The following is an 18,788-nucleotide window of genomic DNA, read 5'->3' on the forward strand; positions in this document are numbered from 1 at the left end:
GCTTTTTTGAGTATAACCTTAAAAGCTTTTTAGTGAGAAATGATTGACGTATTTTTAGAAATACGTTATATTATTTTCTGTAAACGGTTACATGAAATGAGGAGAAAAGAGAATGAGTACGATCAAAGACGTTGCGAAATTAGCGGGAGTATCTGTTGCGACCGTTTCCAGAGTTCTAAATAAAAATGGATATGTTCACGAAGATACATTAAAAAAGGTAGAACGTGCAATTGAGATGTTAGATTATAAGCCTAGTACAGTAGCGCGTTCACTGTATAATAAAAAGTCTCGTTTAATTGGCTTAGTTGTTCCAAATATCGTGAATCCATTCTTTCCGGAAGTTGCACGTGCCGTAGAAGATGTAGCACATAAACAAGGTTACACAGTTGTCCTTTGTAACTCTGATGAAAGTTTAGAAAAAGAGAAACAATATATTGATGTGCTTAGACAAAATAATGTAGATGGATTTATTGTAGCAACGAATCCACAAAATAGTGTTAATTACATGAATGTATCTGTTCCAGTTGTTGCGATTGACCGTATGTTTAATGAGCGTATTTCTACTGTATATGCAGATAACTATGCAGGAAGTCAGGCTGCGACAAAGTTGTTACTAGATAAAGGATGTAAACATATTGCACATATTCGCGGTCCACGTGATGTGAGTACTGCAAATGAACGCTTTGAAGGTTTTGTAGACGTTATTACGCAAAATAATCTTTCGTATATGATTGCAGAGAGTACGTTTGATCCAGCAAATAGTGAGCTTGTAGCGATGGAATTATTAGAAGAATACCCGCATATTGATGGTATTGTTGCTGGGAATGATTTAATTGCGATCGGTATTGTAAAGGCTGCACTTCAAAAGGGGATTGTCATTCCAAATGATTTACAAATTATCGGATTTGATGGCATTTCTTTAACGGAAATGATGTATCCATCTATTACAACAGTTGCACAACCGATATATGAAATGGGGAAAATTGCAACAGAGTTGTTGTTAGAGCAAATGGAAGGAAATACATTAGAAGAGAAACATTATCGTTTGCCGATTGAAATTATAGAACGAAATACAACGAAGTAAGGAGATGAAACAGATGCCAAATATTGCAGTAGTAGGGAGCATTTCAATGGACTTAGTGGCTGTTTCAAAAAAACGGCCGAAAGCAGGAGAAACAGTAATTGGTGAAGCGTTTCATACAATTCCAGGAGGGAAAGGAGCAAACCAAGCAGTTGCTGCAGCTAGATTAGGAGCAAATGTAGCAATGGTTGGAGCGGTAGGAAATGATGATTATGGAACAGTAGTTAGAAAAAATCTAGAGAACGAACGCATTTTTATCGATTATGTGGTACCGGTTACAGATAGAACGACAGGAATTGCTCATATCGTTTTAGCAGAAGAAGATAACAGTATTGTTGTCGTACAAGGGGCAAATGCTCTTGTAAATAAGTCAGTTGTAGATCGCTCCAAAGATCTTCTTGTAAAAGCGGATATGATTGTTCTTCAACTAGAAATTCCACTTGAAACAGTAAAATATGTATTGGCTATTTGTGAGGAACATAATATTCCTGTTATGTTAAATCCAGCGCCAGCACAAGTTTTATCAGAAGACATTTTAGAAAAGGCAACTTATATTACGCCAAATGAACATGAGTGCCGCATCGTACTAGATGATTTCATCTCACCAATTGAAGATTTATTGGCGAAGTATCCAAATAAATTATTGATGACAGAAGGTTCTAACGGTGTTCGTTTCCATAATGGTACGGAGATTGTGCATGTTCCTAGCATTGCTGTTGATGTAGTGGATACAACTGGAGCTGGTGATACATTTAATGGTGCGTTAGCAGTTGCACTTTCTGAAGGAGAGACACTTCAAAAAGCAATTCGTTTCGCGAATATTGCCGGTGGTCTTTCTGTAACGAAACTTGGGGCGCAAGGCGGCATGCCAACGAGAGATAAAGTACGTGAAGTGCAGGTGATTGTTGGATGAAGAAGCACGGCGTATTAAACAGTGAGATTGCATCAATCCTTGCTTTACTTGGGCATACGGATACGATTGTAATTGCTGATTGCGGTTTACCAATCCCTGACGGAGTAAAAAGAATTGATTTAGCTGTTGAAATTGGAAAACCTAGCTTTTTAGATGTATTGCAAGTGGTAGCTGATGATATGGCAATCGAAAAAGTGACGTTAGCAGAAGAAGTCATTATAAATAATGCGGAAGTAAATAAAGAAATAGAGCAGAAATTAATAGAGCCAGCATTTGAGTATGTATCTCATGAGCAATTTAAAGAGCATACAAAGAAAGCGAAGGCGATTATTCGTACAGGCGAGGCTACGCCTTATGCAAATGTAATTTTACATGCGGGCGTGATTTTTTAATAAAGGGAAGTGATGGGAATGCATATTGAAATGAAAAACATTTCAAAGGCGTTCAATGGAAATCCTGTTTTGAAGAATGCACAGTTTATGATTGAAACAGGAGAAGTCCATGCATTGATGGGGGAAAATGGAGCGGGTAAATCAACGCTCATGAAGATTTTAACAGGTGTATACAAAAAAGATGGTGGGACAATCACAATTGATGGGCAAGAGCGCACCTTTAAAAATGCGAAAGAAGCTGAAGAGTACGGCATCGCATTTATACATCAAGAACTAAACATATTGCCGAATTTAACAGTAGCTGAAAATATGTTTCTCGGTAAAGAGTTAATGTATGGGAAAACAGGTATTTTACGCACTCGACAAATGAATGCGATTGCGCAGCAGCAACTAGCGGAGTTAGGGTTGCATGTAAGAGGCGCTATGTTAGCAGAGGAATTATCGGTTGGACAACAGCAAATTATCGAAATTGCGAAAGCATTAATGACAAACGCGAGCGTTATTATTATGGATGAGCCTACTGCGGCACTGACGGATCGTGAAATCGAAACGCTCTTTACAGTAATCAATAAGTTACGTAAAGAAGGTGTTTCATTCGTGTACATTTCGCATCGTATGGAAGAGATTTTCTCAATATGTGATGCTATTACGATTTTGCGTGATGGAGAATACGTCGGAAAGAGATTAATTCCAGAAACATCATTTGATGAAGTAGTGAGTATGATGGTGGGGCGCAGCATTGGTGAACGTTATCCAGAGCGAAATAGTCAAATTGGTGATGTCATTTTTGAAATGCGTAACGGAACGAAGAAAGGGAAATTTGAAAATGTTTCGTTTCAAGTGAGGAAAGGTGAAATCCTTGGTGTAGCTGGTTTGATGGGGGCTGGTCGCACTGATATTATGAAAGCGATATTTGGTTATGAACCTTTAGACTCTGGACAAATTTTTATAAATGGACAAGAAGTAAAGATTGATAGTCCAATAGATGCAATTAGACAAAGAATTGCTTTTATTACAGAAGATAGAAAGTCTGAAGGATTAGTGTTAGATTTTTCAATTCGAGAAAATTTAGCTTTACCGAATTTAGAAAGTCTTTCAAAGGGAAGTATTCTAAGCAACGAGCTAGAACAACAGTTTACAGAGGATATGATGAAGCTTCTTAATGTGAAAGCATCTAGCGGAGAGCAGGCAGTGAAATCTCTTTCTGGTGGAAATCAGCAAAAGATTGTAATCGCAAAATGGCTAGGCATTCATCCGCAATTACTCATTTTAGATGAGCCAACAAGAGGTGTTGATGTTGGAGCGAAAAAAGAAATTTACTCTATTATGAATAAGCTTACAGAGCAAGGCGATGCCGTTATTATGGTATCATCTGAGCTTCCGGAAGTTTTAGGGATGAGTGATCGAGTTCTTGTTATTCATGAAGGAAAAGTCGGCGGAATTTTAGGGAAAGATGAGGCATCACAAGAGTCTATTATGGCACTAGCTACAGGGGGAGAGTAAGGATGGCTAAGAAGGGGAATGTATTACAACAACTCGGTTCTTTAATCGGTTTAGTATTAATTATCGTCGTAATTACAGCTTTAAATCCAGCGTTTATTGAAATTCCAAATTTATTTAATATACTGCGTCAAGTATCGATTAATGCGCTTATTGCATTCGGAATGACCTTCGTAATTTTAACAGGGGGTATTGACTTATCGGTAGGTTCTATTTTAGCATTATCAAGTGCACTTGTTGCTGGAATGATGGCAAGTGGCATGGATCCGTTCCTTGCAATGGCAGTTGGATTATTAGCAGGTCTTGTAATGGGAATTGTAAACGGTATCATCATTGCGAAAGGAAAAGTAGCTCCATTTATTGCAACTTTGGCAACAATGACTATTTTTCGTGGGTTGACGCTTGTTTATATGGACGGACGTCCGATCACTGGTCTTGGTGATCATTTAATGTTCCAAATGTTTGGCCGCGGTTATTTTCTTGGTATTCCGGTACCAGCTGTTACAATGATGATCGCTTTCGCAGTACTGTACTTCATTTTGAAGAAAACGACATTTGGTCGCCGTACATTTGCAATTGGTGGAAATGAAGAAGCAGCAGCACTATCAGGTATTAATGTTACGAGAATTAAAGTAATGATTTACGGTCTTTCCGGAATTTTGGCAGCGCTTGCAGGTATTGTCTTAACATCACGATTAGATTCTGCACAGCCGACTGCAGGTACTTCTTATGAATTAGATGCAATTGCAGCAGTTGTATTAGGTGGAACAAGTCTTTCTGGGGGAAGAGGATGGATTGTTGGTACATTCATCGGTGTACTTATTATCGGTGTATTAAATAACGGTTTAAATTTATTAGGTGTATCTTCTTTCTTCCAACAAGTTGTAAAAGGACTTGTAATCTTACTAGCTGTATTAATTGATCGCAGAAAAGAAGCGTAATGGAGGGACAGTTCATGAAGAAATGGTTACTTATACTCGTTGCATGTATTATGGTCATTACTGCTGGTTGTTCAATGGAACCGCCAGAATGGGCAAAGGATTCTAGCGATAAAGGTCGAAATAAAACTATTAAAGTTGGATTCTCTGTTTCAACTTTAAATAATCCCTTTTTTGTAACTTTGAAAAAGGGTGCAGAAAAGAAAGCGAAAGATAGTGGCATTGAATTAATTGCTGTTGATGCACAAAATGATGCAGCAAAGCAAACGAACGATGTTGAAGATTTAATTCAAAAGGGTGTCGATGTAGTTGTTATTAATCCGACCGATTCAGATGCTGTTGCTTCAGCAGTAAGTGCGGCAAATGCAGCAAATGTTCCTGTTATTACAGTAGACCGCGTTGCGAATTCAGGTAAGGTTGTTTCTCACATTGCTTCTAACAATATCGAAGGTGGTCAAATGGCTAGTGATTACATTCGTGAATTAGTTGGCGAAGGAGCAAACGTTGCTGAGTTAGAAGGAATCCCTGGATCTTCCGCTGCTCGTGAACGTGGGAAAGGATTCCATAACGTAGCCGATAAGTCTTTAAAAGTAGTTGCAAAACAAGCAGCTGATTTTGATAGAGCGAAAGGATTATCTGTTATGGAAAACATTTTGCAAGCAAATGGTGATATTAAAGCCGTGTTTGCGCATAACGATGAGATGGCATTAGGTGCACTTGAAGCATTGAAGTCTGCTGGAAAAACAGATGTAGTCGTTGTTGGATTTGATGCAACAGACGATGCAGTGAAAGCGGTTAACGATGGGCGTATGGCTGCAACAGTTGCTCAAAAACCGGAATTAATCGGGGAGAAGGCGATGCAAACAGCAAAAGAGATAACACAAGGTAAAAAAGTGGACAAATCTATTCCGATTGAATTAGAGCTTATTAAGAAAAATAAATAAATATAAAATGAAAATTAGGAAGGAAGAACAACAAATGAAATTCTTTATTGATACAGCAAACGTTAACGAAATTAAAGAGGCAAATGAATTAGGTGTATTAGCTGGAGTAACGACAAATCCATCACTTGTAGCAAAAGAAGGCGTAGACTTCCACGAACGCATTCGTGAAATTTGCAACGTTGTAGAAGGACCTGTAAGTGCAGAAGTAATTAGCTTAGAAGCTGATAAGATGATTGAAGAAGGAAAAGAACTAGCGAAGATTGCTCCAAACGTTGTAGTAAAAGTTCCAATGACAACAGAAGGTTTAAAAGCAGTAAAAGCGTTCTCTGATTTAGGAATTCGTACAAACGTTACATTAGTGTTCTCAGCAGTTCAAGCATTACTTGCAGCTCGTGCTGGTGCAACATACGTTTCACCATTCTTAGGTCGCTTAGACGATATCGGTCATAACGGTATGGACTTAATTCGTCAAATCGCAGAAATCTTTGCAATTCATGGCATCGAAACAGAAATCATTGCAGCATCTGTACGTCACAGTGTTCACGTAACTGACGCAGCATTAAACGGTGCACATATTGCAACAATCCCAGCAAACGTAATTGCTTCATTAGTGAAGCACCCATTAACAGATCAAGGAATTGAGAAATTCTTAGCTGATTGGGAAAAAACACAAGAGAAATAATAGAAAAGCAAGAATCCTAGTTTAATTGACTAGGATTCTTTTTTTTATTTAAAAGAATTTTCATGCAATTTTGCATATTGTCTTTTAAATTTGTTATATAAGATATTTAATATATATCACATAACTCTTTATTTTTCATATTTCGACATAAAGTGAAACTTTAATCAGTGGGGGCTTTGTTCATCCCCCCACTGATTATTAATTGAACCAAGGGATAAAAAGATAGAGGGTCTGACCAGAAAACTGGAGGGCATGATTCTATAACAAAAAGCTTAATGTTTATAGAATTATGTCTTTTTATATAGGGAGGGTAGTAAACAGAGATTTCGACAAAAACGCACCAATTTATCTGAATTTTAAGTTTTATAAAAGGGGAGAAATGGAATGAGAAGAAAAGCACCATTTAAAGTGTTGTCATCATTAGCAATTGCGGCAATTATCGGATGTACATCTGTAATGAGTGCTCCGTTAGCATATGCAGAAACGGCAGCAAAAAAGAAAGATAATGTATCTACAACACCAATTGATTACAATTTAATTCAAGAAGATCGTTTAGCGGAAGCACTGAAAGAAAGAGGAACAATTAATCCATCATCTTCTAAAGAAGAGACGAAAAAAGCTGTTGAGCAATATATTGAAAAGAAACAAGGAGATCAGGCGAATAAAGAAATTCTTCCAGATGCTCACTCACAAGAAACGTCTGATTTCACAAAAAAAGTAAAAGAGAAAAAGATGGAAGAAAAGGAAAATGTAAAAAAGGCTGAAAAAAATGTTAGCCTTGAGCAAAAGCCAGAACCAAATAAAAATCAATTGAATGGGCAAGTTCCAACTTCAAAAGCAAAGCAAGCTCCATATAAGGGATCTGTTCGATCAGATAAAGTATTAGTGCTACTCGTTGAATTTAGTGATTATAAACATAATAATATTGATCAAACACCAGGTTATATGTATTCGAAAGACTTTAGTAGAGAACATTATCAAAAGATGTTGTTCGGTAATGAGCCGTATACTTTATTTGATGGTTCAAAAGTAAAAACGTTTAAACAATACTATGAAGAGCAGTCTGGTGGTAGTTATACGACAGATGGATATGTAACGGAGTGGCTAACTGTTCCAGGAAAAGCATCTGATTATGGAGCTGATGGTAGCAGTGGGCACGATAATAAAGGTCCGAAAGGTGCACGTGATTTAGTGAAAGAAGCTTTGCATGCAGCTGCTGAGAAAGGACTAGATTTATCCCAGTTTGATCAATTTGATAGATATGATACAAACGGGGACGGGAATCAAAATGAACCTGACGGTGTAATTGATCATTTAATGGTAATCCATGCTGGTGTTGGTCAAGAAGCTGGTGGCGGTAAATTAGGTGATGATGCGATCTGGTCACATCGTTCAAAATTAGCAGTAGATCCAGTAGCGATTGAAGGTACGAAATCAAAGGTAGATTACTTTGGTGGTAAAGTAGCAGCACATGATTACACAATTGAACCAGAAGATGGAGCTGTAGGTGTGTTTGCACATGAATTTGGACATGATCTTGGATTACCAGATGAATATGACACGAAATATACTGGAAATGGTTCACCAGTCGAAGCTTGGTCATTAATGAGTGGAGGTAGTTGGACAGGGAAAATCGCAGGAACAGAGCCGACTAGTTTTTCACCACAAAATAAAGACTTCTTACAAAAGAATATGGGTGGCAACTGGGCAAAAATATTAGAAGTAGATTACGATAAAATTAAGAGTGGTGTGGGAGTTCCTACCTATATTGATCAAAGTGTTACGAAATCAAATCGTCCAGGCGTTGTACGTGTTAACTTACCAGGTAAAAGTGTTGAAACGATTAAACCGGAGTTTGGAAAGCATGCATATTATAGCACAAGAGGCGATGATATGCATACAACGTTAGAGACACCATTCTTTGATTTAACAAAGGGAACAAATGCAAAATTCGATTATAAAGCAAATTATGAGTTAGAAGCAGAGTGCGATTTCGTCGAAGTACATGCAGTAACAGAAGATGGAACGAAGACGTTAATTGATAGACTTGGAGAAAAAGTAGTCCAAGGAGATAAAGATACAACAGATGGGAAATGGATTGATAAATCATATGATTTAAGTCAATTTAAAGGCAAAAAAGTGAAACTACAATTCGACTATATTACAGATCCGGCTGTAACATATAAAGGTTTTGCGATGGATAATGTAAATGTAACTGTTGATGGACAAGTTGTATTTTCTGATGATGCAGAAGGAAATTCTAAAATGAATTTAAATGGTTTTGTTGTTTCTGATGGGACAGAGAAGAAAGCTCATTATTACTACTTAGAATGGAGAAACTATGCGGGATCAGATAATGGATTAAAAGCAGGAAAAGGTCCAGTGTACAATACAGGTCTTGTCGTTTGGTATGCAGATGATAGCTTTAAAGATAACTGGGTTGGGATGCATCCAGGTGAAGGATTCCTTGGTGTTGTTGACTCTCATCCAGAAGCGCTAGTTGGTAATTTAAACGGGAAACCAGCATACGGTAATACGGGCATGCAAATTGCAGATGCTGCATTTTCATTTGATAAAACACCAGCATGGAGTGTAAATTCATTAACACGTGGTCAGTTTAACTATTCTGGATTACAAGGTGTTACAACTTTTGATGATTCAAAAGTATATAGTAACAAGCAAATTGCAGACGCAGGAAGAAAAGTTCCAAACCTTGGACTTAAATTCCAAGTTGTTGGACAGGCAGAAGATAAATCGGCAGGCGCTGTTTGGATTAAACGCTAATAACATAAAAGCACATTCTTCATATGAAGAGTGTGCTTTTTAATTTGTACAGTAAGTTATTATTTTAGCTTATGTAATACAAGTTTTTATTCATGTGTAGTGTATCAAATTATGTGGGGAAAGGAAATATTTCCGAGGAAATTGTCGAAGTATCGTCGGTATGTATACACCTTTTTTGTAAAAGAAGAAATGTAGTATTGCCTTTACAGTTTAATTTATTTACATTGTTATTTGGTTATACACAAAAGTAATATATTGGGCAAAAAGAGTTCTATTCGATAGGGCTCTTTGGTTTTGTATTTGATATACAAATATTAACCTCAATTGTTTGGAAATGTATCTTCTTGTTTAGCGTCATTTGGACTTTAACTGCAGTTTTTGTTTTTCGTTTATATGAAGAGCGAGATGAGCCGTTACCTTTTATATTTAAATTAATTGGCATTATTCCAACGCTTCCATTATATTACGGATTATATCAATATGCATTTTAAAAAAGACAATGATGGATTATCCCATCATTGTCTTTTTTACTTTGCTTCTTACATAAATCATCCCAGCAAATGTTAATAAAAATGCTGTCCCGATAATGAAGCTGATGCTAGGTGATGCTCCGATTGCGCCGACTGTAAAGGAGCCAGCAACAACTCCTAATGAGAAGAAGGCATAAAATAATCCGAATGCCTTTCCGCGATTATCGTCTGTAGTATTTTCAACAAGTAAAGCGTTAATAGACGGGAAGAGGATTGCGAATCCAATTCCATAAATCATCATTACGATAAAGAGCATACCTTTTGTAGCAAATAATCCGAGTAAAGATAATGCGAATGCCATAACTGCAATTCCGATTAGCATTAGTTTCGAACGATTAAATCGATCGTAAATACGATTTGTTGGAAGCAAGAAGAAGAGGATAGCAGTTATACCAAATACACTTAACATCATGCCTGTTGTGGATGCTTTAAGCGCTAATGCCTCAACTTTTACTGGTAACATATAAGTGACAATTCCTTGTGAAAACATTAATGTGAAAGCACCAATATATGCTTGTAATAACGGTTCTGATTTTAAAAGTTCAACCATATCTTCTTTGTTCATTATTTGCGTTCTTGATGTATCTTTTCTTGATACGTTATTTGGTAAGAAGAATAGAGATACGATCGTACCAAGAGCCATTAAAATAGAAATAGTAATGAAGACCCATTCTACGCCAGCTGTTGCTTTCATAATACCGCTGAAAGCCGGTCCTACGATTGCGGCTGTTCCAACAGCAGCACCAGACAGAGCCATTGCTTTTCCTTGTCTATTTGCATTTGTTTGTTTTGATAAAAATGTAAAGGCAGCAGGAATTAAAAAGCCATCACTAAATCCATGCATAAAGCGAACAACTAATAGTTGTTCACCACTTTGAACAACGGTGTATAACAAGACTATGAAACTCGTAATTCCCATGCTTATATAAAGGATTTTTTTTGCACCAAATTTATCGACAGCTGCTCCAGCAATAATATTCCCGATCATATTAGCGAATGAGTACATACCGACAACTAGCCCGATAATAAGAGGGGTTCCTCCAAGGCTTTGAGCGAAAGTACTCATAATAGGTAATTGTGAAAATGTATCTAAAAATGCCACGATAACGATAAAGTAAATAAAATATTTCAAGCGATATTCACCTCTCCTATGCTATTATGGCACAATGCTAATTTCACCTGCAATGAAATTGAATTAACAGATGTGGAAAAAAGTACAAAGTGACAAAATATTGAACGTTATTTGTAAAAAATTAGTAGAGATACGATTGTTTTTTTGAAATATATGGATAGAAGTATTATAATAGAATTGTAAACTTCACCAGGTTAAGTATATACATAGAGAGGGATGTATAAAATGAAAGCACTACTTTGGCATAATCAACGTGATGTACGAGTAGAAGAAGTACCAGAACCAACAGTAAAACCAGGAACAGTGAAAATCAAAGTTAAATGGTGTGGTATTTGTGGGACAGACTTGCATGAATATTTAGCAGGGCCTATTTTTATTCCAACAGAAGAACATCCATTAACACATGTGAAAGCACCTGTTATTTTAGGTCATGAGTTTAGTGGTGAGGTAATAGAGATTGGTGAAGGAGTTACATCTCATAAAGTGGGAGACCGCGTTGTTGTAGAACCAATTTATTCTTGTGGTAAATGTGAAGCTTGTAAACATGGACATTACAATGTTTGTGAACAACTTGTTTTCCACGGTCTTGGCGGAGAAGGCGGCGGTTTCTCTGAATATACAGTAGTACCAGAAGATATGGTTCATCACATTCCAGATGAAATGACGTATGAACAAGGTGCGCTTGTAGAACCAGCAGCAGTAGCAGTTCATGCAGTACGTCAAAGTAAATTAAAAGAAGGGGAAGCAGTAGCAGTATTTGGTTGCGGTCCAATTGGACTTCTTGTTATCCAAGCAGCTAAAGCAGCAGGAGCAACTCCTGTTATTGCAGTTGAACTTTCTAAAGAACGTCAAGAGTTAGCGAAATTAGCAGGTGCGGATTATGTATTAAATCCAGCAACTCAAGATGTGTTAGCTGAAATTCGTAACTTAACAAATGGTTTAGGTGTAAATGTTAGCTTTGAAGTAACAGGTGTTGAAGTTGTACTACGCCAAGCGATTGAAAGTACAAGCTTCGAAGGACAAACTGTAATTGTTAGTGTATGGGAAAAAGACGCAACAATTACTCCAAATAACTTAGTATTAAAAGAAAAAGAAGTTATTGGTATTTTAGGATACCGTCACATCTTCCCAGCTGTTATTAAATTAATTAGCTCTGGTCAAATTCAAGCAGAGAAATTAATTACGAAAAAAATTACAGTCGATCAAGTTGTTGAAGAAGGATTTGAAGCACTTGTAAAAGATAAAACACAAGTGAAAATTCTTGTTTCACCTAAATAAGATAGAATTGAATAGAGTAGCCCTTTTCTAGAAATAGAAGAGGGCTACTTTTTTTCTATACTGAAAGGTGATAGACTTTCCTTTGACTAAATGTATTTTTGTTTGGAAGGGAGAATCTAATGCTTTCATTTTTGTTAACTTTAAAGCGAATGTTAAGAGCCTGTTTACGAGCGTGGAAAGATAAAGAATTTCAAGTATTATTCGTATTAACAATTTTGACTTTAATATCGGGTACGATTTTTTATAGTACAGTTGAAGAATTACGTCCTATTGACGCTTTATATTTTAGTGTGGTCACGTTGACGACTGTCGGTGATGGGAATTTTAGTCCGCAAACTGATTTCGGAAAGATATTTACAATCTTATACATATTTATTGGGATTGGATTAGTGTTTGGATTTATTCATAAGTTAGCAGTTAATGTACAATTGCCAAGTATATTATCGAATAGAAAAAAAGAGTAAAGCATTCAGATGCTTTACTCTTTTTTTACATTAGTTTAGACAAGCCTTAATAATAGTTTATTAAAATGAAAGTGTATTCATTCATTATATTCACTGTGTATAAAGTTATAATGATATGAACATTTGCATATTTTAATTTATTGATAGAAATTTCGTGAAAGGTGGGATATTCTAGTCATAGGTTAACCGGACGACATCATAGGATCCTAACAAAATGTTTACAATAATTCAATTATAAAATGGAGGATTTTATATGAAAAAGAAAGTACTTGCTTTAGCGGCAGCTATTACATTAGTTGCTCCATTACAAAGTGTTGCATTTGCTCATGAAAATGATGGGGGACAGAGATTTGGAGTTATTCCGCGCTGGTCTGCTGAAGATAAACATAAAGAAGGCGTGAATTCTCATTTATGGATTGTAAACCGTGCAATTGATATTATGTCTCGTAATACAACACTTGTAAAACAAGATCGAGTTGCACTATTAAATGAATGGCGTACGGAGTTAGAGAACGGTATTTATGCTGCTGACTATGAAAATCCTTACTATGATAATAGCACATTTGCTTCACATTTCTATGACCCTGACAATGGGAAAACTTATATTCCGTATGCAAAGCAGGCAAAGGAAACTGGAGCTAAGTATTTTAAATTAGCTGGTGAGTCTTACAAAAATAAAGATATGAAACAAGCATTCTTCTATTTAGGATTATCTCTTCATTATCTAGGGGATGTAAACCAACCGATGCATGCAGCAAACTTTACGAACCTTTCGTATCCACAAGGGTTCCATTCTAAATATGAAAACTTTGTAGATACGATAAAAGATAACTATAAAGTAACGGATGGAAATGGATATTGGAACTGGAAAGGTACGAATCCAGAAGATTGGATTCATGGAGCGGCAGTAGTTGCGAAACAAGATTACGCTGGCATTGTAAATGATAATACGAAAGATTGTTTCGTGAGAGCTGCTGTATCACAAGAATATGCAGATAAATGGCGCGCTGAAGTTACACCAATGACAGGTAAGCGTTTAATGGATGCACAACGTGTTACTGCTGGATATATTCAGCTTTGGTTTGATACGTACGGAAATCGTTAAGTATTTAAAAAAGGTCAAATCTCAGAATAGAGTATTTGGCCTTTTTATCACTATACAATACATGGAGGTATGAAACGTGAAAGGTAAATTGCTAAAAGGTGTACTTAGCTTAGGTGTTGGTCTAGGAGCTTTATATAGCGGAACGTCAGCTCAAGCAGAAGCGTCTACAAATCAAAACGATACATTAAAAGTGATGACGCATAATGTATATATGCTATCAACAAACTTATATCCGAACTGGGGACAAACTGAGCGTGCTGATTTAATCGGGGCGGCAGATTATATAAAGAATCAAGACGTAGTTATATTAAATGAAGTGTTTGATAATAGCGCATCAGATCGTTTATTAGGGAATTTGAAGAAAGAATATCCAAATCAAACAGCAGTATTAGGTCGTAGTAGTGGAAGTGAATGGGATAAAACGTTAGGAAACTATTCATCTTCAACTCCTGAAGATGGTGGCGTTGCGATTGTGAGCAAATGGCCAATCGCTGAAAAGATTCAATATGTATTTGCAAAAGGATGCGGGCCAGATAATTTATCGAATAAAGGATTTGTATACACGAAAATTAAGAAAAATGATCACTTTGTTCATGTAATTGGTACGCATTTGCAAGCGGAAGATAGTATGTGCGGAAAAACTTCACCTGCATCTGTACGTACAGACCAATTAAAAGAAATTCAAGACTTTATTAAAAATAAAAATATACCAAATAATGAGTATGTGTTAATTGGTGGTGATATGAACGTAAATAAAATAAATGCAGAGAACAAGAATGACTCAGAGTATGCATCTATGTTTAAAACATTGAACGCTTCTGTACCATCTTATACTGGACATACAGCGACTTGGGACGCAACGACAAACAGTATTGCAAAATATAATTTCCCTGATAGTCCTGCTGAGTATTTAGATTATATTATTGCAAGTAAAGACCATGCGAACCCATCGTATATAGAGAATAAGGTGTTACAGCCGCAATCTCCACAATGGACTGTTACATCATGGTTCCAAAAATATACGTATAATGATTACTCTGATCATTATCCAGTAGAGGCGACTATTTCTATGAAGTAGTTTCAAAAAGTTTCTTCGTAAAGAAGAAACTTTTTTTATTTGCAAACAGGAAAATCACACTTTCTTTCCAATATGTATAAGACATATTGAGAAGAGGAGAGAAAAATGTGGATCGAGGAATTTTTAAAGAAGTTCCATTACCTTGTGCATTTTTGGATGAAGTGGCTTTAGATAGAAATATTCAATCGATTATAGAGTTAAGTGGAAATAAAAAGATTCGTATAGCGAGTAAATCGTTACGCTCTGTTCCGATTATGCAAAAGATACTAGCTGCAAATGATCGATTTCAAGGTATTATGTGCTTTTCACCTAGAGAGATTTTATTTTTAATAGAACAAGGATTTAATGATTTATTGCTTGGATATCCTGCTTACGATGAAAGAGCTCTGTATGAAATTAGTTTGTTAACAAAGGAAGGTTTCATTATAACTTGTATGGTGGATTGTGAAGAGCATATTGTGTATTTAGAAAACATTGCTGAGCAATCTAAAGGATGTTTTCGTGTTTGTTTGGATATTGATATGAGTAGTCGCTTCTTTCAATTTCATTTTGGTGTACAAAGGTCCCCAGTAAAAAATGTGCAGGATGCGTTGAAAGTAGTAGAAAAGGTGAGAAGGTCATCATATTTAATGTTAGATGGTGTAATGGGATATGAAGCTCAAATTGCCGGGGTGGGCGATTATATACCGAATCAATGGTTGAAAAGTAAAGTGATTTCGTATTTAAAGCAGAAATCAGTGCTAGAAGTTAAAGAAAGAAGAGAACATATTGTAAAAGCAATACAAAACATTGGTATTGAGCTAAGGTTTGTAAATGGAGGCGGAACAGGAAGCATAAAAACAACCGAGAAAGATAATTCAGTTTCAGAGATTACAATAGGTTCTGCTTTTTATTCTCCGAAGCTGTTTGATTATTATAAAGAGGTGAAATTTCATCCAGCGGTCGGATTTGCCTTACCAGTTGTGCGTAAACCAGTCCCGTTTATTTACACTTGCCTAGGTGGTGGATATATTGCTTCAGGAGCAGTTGGAAAAGATAAAGAGCCTGAAGTTTGGAGACCGAAGGGTGCAAAATTATTAGCTTTAGAAGGTGCTGGCGAGGTACAAACGCCAATTTTTTATAACGGCGAGGAACGAGTGGATATAGGAGAGACCATTTTGTTTCGTCATAGTAAGGCTGGTGAATTATGTGAACGCTTTCCTTTTTTATATCGTGTTAAAAAAGGAGAGATTGTCGGGGAGTATTCAACATATCGGGGGGATGGCCAATGCTTTCTATAAAGGGACAAAAGTGGAGAAATTGGACAGGGAATGTAGAAGGAACGCCGTATTATACGATGTATCCAGAAAGTATACAAGATGTAGTAGAAGTTGTGGGGCTTGCGCGAAAAAAGGGAAAGAAAATTCGTGTTGTCGGTTCAGGACACTCGTTTACCCCCCTTGTGCAAACGGAAGAAGTTTTAGTTTCTTTAGATGAATTGAAGGGTATTGTGAATATTGATGCAGAGAAGATGGTTGCTGAAGTATGGGCAGGAACAAAGTTATATGATTTAGGGAAGTTACTTGAGGAAAAAGGTTATGCGCAAGAAAATTTAGGGGATATTGATTCGCAATCTATTGCAGGAGCGATTAGTACGGGGACTCATGGAACGGGTATTACCTTTGGGAGTTTATCAACACAAGTTATAGAGATTACGGCAGTTCTATCTAATGGTGAGAGTATAGTTTGTTCGGAAGCTGAGAACGTAGAATATTGGAGAGCGTTTCAGTTGTCACTTGGAATGTTAGGTATCATTGTAAAGATAAAATTGAAGGTTATTCCAGCGTATTCACTCGTTTATGAAAGTGAAAAACAGTCATTATCCACTGTAATGAACAAACTAGAAGAATATAAGAAGCATCGTCATTTTGAATTTTTCGTTTTTCCTTATTCTGATGAAGTACAAGTGAAACTTACGAACGAAACAACGAATAAAGGCAGTGATTTGAAATGGCATAAACTAAAGGTGGAGTTACTTGAAAATAGGATGTTCTCTTTACTATCTAAAGGATGTAAATGGTTTCCTTCTATAAGTAAAGGCGTGAGTCGGTTATCAGCTAAAGCTGTACCAAACACAAAAATAATTGGCCCGAGCTATGAAGTATTTGCTACATCACGTACGGTGCCATTTTATGAAATGGAGTATAGCATTCCTTCAAAGTATATGAGGACGGTTGTAGAAGAAATCTCAAATCTTATTGAAAAGAAAAAGTATAAGGTGCACTTCCCAATCGAATGCCGCTATGTGAAAGGGGATGATATATGGCTTAGTCCGGCCTATGGAAGAGATTCAGCATATATCGCTGTTCATATGTATAAAGGTATGAAATATGCTGCTTACTTTGGCGAAGTGGAAAAGATTTTTCTGAAGTATGAAGGGCGTCCACATTGGGGGAAAATGCATACATTATCGTATGAACAATTACAATATATATATCCAGAGTTTCATTCGTTTTTACAGGTGAGGAAATCTCTAGATGAACTTGGAATGTTTTTTAATCCTTATGCGGAGAAGTTATTTATCCCGCTATTTGTCAGGCAGTAAGACCCCTACCTCAAAATTCAGTGGAAGCAAAGAAGTTAGGTGAGGGCTAATTAAAGTTTCACATTATGTATATGAAAAAGCTGACAAATAATTATTTGTCAGCTTTTTTTAGTGTAATTGCATTTCTTGTATGACTAATATGTTCATAAAATAGTAGTTTATCCCGGCTAAATACATGTAGTAAAACATGAATAATAAATAGGCCGTTAATGATGAATAGGAATAACAATGTAACGAGTAATATTAGAGGCTCTGTGTGATTTAAAATAGAGCTACTAGAAAGAATATAATTGATTCCACCTAACGCAAAATAAAATATACCGTAGCGAATAAATAGTTCTTTTAATGTAATACGATTTGATTTTCCTTTCACGTGAATGCGAAGCAATGCTTTCCCAATTGTTTTTCCGTTAGTAAAGTATGGAATAATAATAAAGTAAATAAGGATTGAACACGTAATGAAAATGAGTTCATACATATTGGTGTAAGATTGCATATTAGAAACGAAGAAAGAATTTCCTTTGTTTTTAACGACAGGTACGACGATAGATAAGAAAATCCAATCAATTTGCATCGCGATAAGGCGACGAATGAATCCGACTGGTTTCGTTTCCAAATCAATATGACTATCTAACTCGTTTGTCTTCGGAAGGAAGTACGTAAATATTGGTGCAATGATAAAACCAATTACGCCACCTAATGTATTTAAAAACAAATCATCGATATCAAATAATCGGTATGCACAATTGTATATACCGTATAATCCAGTCACTTGTGTTAGCTCGAAAAATAGTGAAAGGAAAAAGGAAATGCAAATTGTTTGTAAGAAACTACGTCGGAAATAATAACGTAAGTAAATACCGAATGGAACAGTTAATAGAACGTTAAAGGCAACTTGTAAAAACGCAGACTCTTTTAATAAGTAGAAATAAGTAGCTGGTTTCGTTAAAACTGCCGATGTATGACTACTAATCTCTTGTATGAAATAAAATGGTGCGAGTTGCATGTGTTGTGTATTAGCCGGTTGTAGGCTACAAGTATCAAACGTTTGTGGCAACGGCAAAATAACAAGAAAATAGGCATTTAATAAGTAAAGTAATAATGAGTATAAAATAAATGAGCGCCATTTATTTAAATAACCGTATTTTCGATAATTAAATATTAAAAAAGGGATTAAAAGAAACATTGCTAAAAAAGGAAATAAAATAAATGCTGTTTTCACTGGAAATAAATATGCAGTCAAAGTAAAACTCCTTTCAATAAAAATTCGTTTATCATTATAGCGCTAAAAATATTTAAATACAAAGTTAAAACCTTTCGAAATAGAAAAAATTACTAACTTGATAGGAATTAAGTTATAATAAATTTAATATAAGGATATTG

General features: G+C 36.0%; 16 protein-coding genes and 1 pseudogene. 15 read left to right on the forward strand and 2 right to left on the reverse strand.

Annotation, left to right across the window (positions count from 1 at the left end; translation table 11 throughout):
* The first annotated feature begins 112 nt into the window (after positions 1-112).
* The 9 genes and pseudogenes from rbsR to GBN78_RS30140 form a co-directional block, all read left to right on the forward strand.
* Positions 113-1,084 (forward strand): ribose operon transcriptional repressor RbsR, encoded by a 972-nt coding sequence (gene rbsR, locus GBN78_RS09310; protein ID WP_050821615.1) that lies wholly within the window; start codon positions 113-115, stop codon positions 1,082-1,084.
* A 13-nt stretch (positions 1,085-1,097) separates the two neighbouring features.
* Positions 1,098-1,994, forward strand: coding sequence for a ribokinase (rbsK, locus tag GBN78_RS09315; RefSeq protein ID WP_152127303.1), 897 nt, complete (start codon positions 1,098-1,100; stop codon positions 1,992-1,994).
* Positions 1,991-2,386, forward strand: coding sequence for a D-ribose pyranase (gene rbsD, locus GBN78_RS09320; protein WP_000716154.1), 396 nt, complete (start codon positions 1,991-1,993; stop codon positions 2,384-2,386). Before rbsK ends, rbsD begins: the two co-directional genes overlap by 4 nt.
* Positions 2,387-2,404: 18 nt before the next feature.
* On the forward strand, positions 2,405-3,889 hold the full coding sequence (gene rbsA / locus GBN78_RS09325) for a ribose ABC transporter ATP-binding protein RbsA (protein ID WP_001986250.1): 1,485 nt from the start codon (positions 2,405-2,407) through the stop codon (positions 3,887-3,889).
* A gap of 2 nt (positions 3,890-3,891) precedes the next feature.
* Positions 3,892-4,827 carry an ABC transporter permease subunit gene (locus GBN78_RS09330; protein ID WP_001074641.1) on the forward strand — a complete coding sequence of 312 codons (936 nt, stop codon included), beginning with the start codon at positions 3,892-3,894 and terminating at the stop codon, positions 4,825-4,827.
* Between the two features lie 14 nt (positions 4,828-4,841).
* Positions 4,842-5,768, forward strand: coding sequence for a ribose ABC transporter substrate-binding protein RbsB (gene rbsB / locus GBN78_RS09335; RefSeq protein WP_000758974.1), 927 nt, complete (start codon positions 4,842-4,844; stop codon positions 5,766-5,768).
* Between the two features lie 34 nt (positions 5,769-5,802).
* Positions 5,803-6,450 carry a fructose-6-phosphate aldolase gene (gene fsa, locus GBN78_RS09340; protein ID WP_000667698.1) on the forward strand — a complete coding sequence of 216 codons (648 nt, stop codon included), beginning with the start codon at positions 5,803-5,805 and terminating at the stop codon, positions 6,448-6,450.
* A gap of 384 nt (positions 6,451-6,834) precedes the next feature.
* Positions 6,835-9,234, forward strand: a complete 2,400-nt coding sequence (gene inhA2 / locus GBN78_RS09345) for a M6 family metalloprotease immune inhibitor InhA2 (RefSeq protein ID WP_001252961.1) — start codon at positions 6,835-6,837, stop codon at positions 9,232-9,234.
* 278 nt (positions 9,235-9,512) lie between these two features.
* Positions 9,513-9,725, forward strand: a pseudogene (locus tag GBN78_RS30140) (hypothetical protein); the annotation flags it as partial.
* A gap of 16 nt (positions 9,726-9,741) precedes the next feature.
* Here the strand turns inward: GBN78_RS30140 and GBN78_RS09350 are convergent.
* Entirely contained in the window at positions 9,742-10,896 is a 1,155-nt protein-coding gene (locus GBN78_RS09350; RefSeq protein WP_152127305.1) for an MFS transporter, read from the reverse strand.
* Positions 10,897-11,121: 225 nt separating this feature from the next.
* Between GBN78_RS09350 and bdhA the strand changes: the two genes are divergently transcribed.
* From bdhA to GBN78_RS09380, 6 genes are all read left to right on the forward strand, one after another.
* Positions 11,122-12,174, forward strand: a complete 1,053-nt coding sequence (gene bdhA / locus GBN78_RS09355; protein ID WP_000645827.1) for a (R,R)-butanediol dehydrogenase — start codon at positions 11,122-11,124, stop codon at positions 12,172-12,174.
* Between the two features lie 119 nt (positions 12,175-12,293).
* Positions 12,294-12,638 (forward strand): potassium channel family protein, encoded by a 345-nt coding sequence (locus GBN78_RS09360; protein WP_000948209.1) that lies wholly within the window; start codon positions 12,294-12,296, stop codon positions 12,636-12,638.
* Between the two features lie 253 nt (positions 12,639-12,891).
* Positions 12,892-13,743, forward strand: a complete 852-nt coding sequence (gene cerA / locus GBN78_RS09365; protein WP_152127307.1) for a phospholipase CerA — start codon at positions 12,892-12,894, stop codon at positions 13,741-13,743.
* Positions 13,744-13,819: 76 nt separating this feature from the next.
* The gene (gene sph / locus GBN78_RS09370; protein WP_000676789.1) at positions 13,820-14,821 is read left to right on the forward strand and encodes a sphingomyelinase C; all 1,002 of its coding nucleotides are present in this window, start codon (positions 13,820-13,822) and stop codon (positions 14,819-14,821) included.
* Between the two features lie 107 nt (positions 14,822-14,928).
* Positions 14,929-16,101, forward strand: coding sequence for an amino acid deaminase/aldolase (locus GBN78_RS09375; RefSeq protein WP_000373743.1), 1,173 nt, complete (start codon positions 14,929-14,931; stop codon positions 16,099-16,101).
* Positions 16,089-17,405, forward strand: coding sequence for a D-arabinono-1,4-lactone oxidase (locus GBN78_RS09380; protein WP_048568080.1), 1,317 nt, complete (start codon positions 16,089-16,091; stop codon positions 17,403-17,405). Before GBN78_RS09375 ends, GBN78_RS09380 begins: the two co-directional genes overlap by 13 nt.
* 91 nt (positions 17,406-17,496) lie before the next feature.
* Here the strand turns inward: GBN78_RS09380 and GBN78_RS09385 are convergent, their stop codons facing one another.
* Entirely contained in the window at positions 17,497-18,648 is a 1,152-nt protein-coding gene (locus tag GBN78_RS09385) for a VanZ family protein (protein WP_000128012.1), read from the reverse strand.
* Between the last annotated feature and the right edge of the window lie 140 nt (positions 18,649-18,788).

The sequence above is a fragment of the Bacillus sp. B2-WWTP-C-10-Post-4 genome (assembly GCF_009183805.1).
GTDB lineage: Bacteria > Bacillota > Bacilli > Bacillales > Bacillaceae_G > Bacillus_A > Bacillus_A cereus.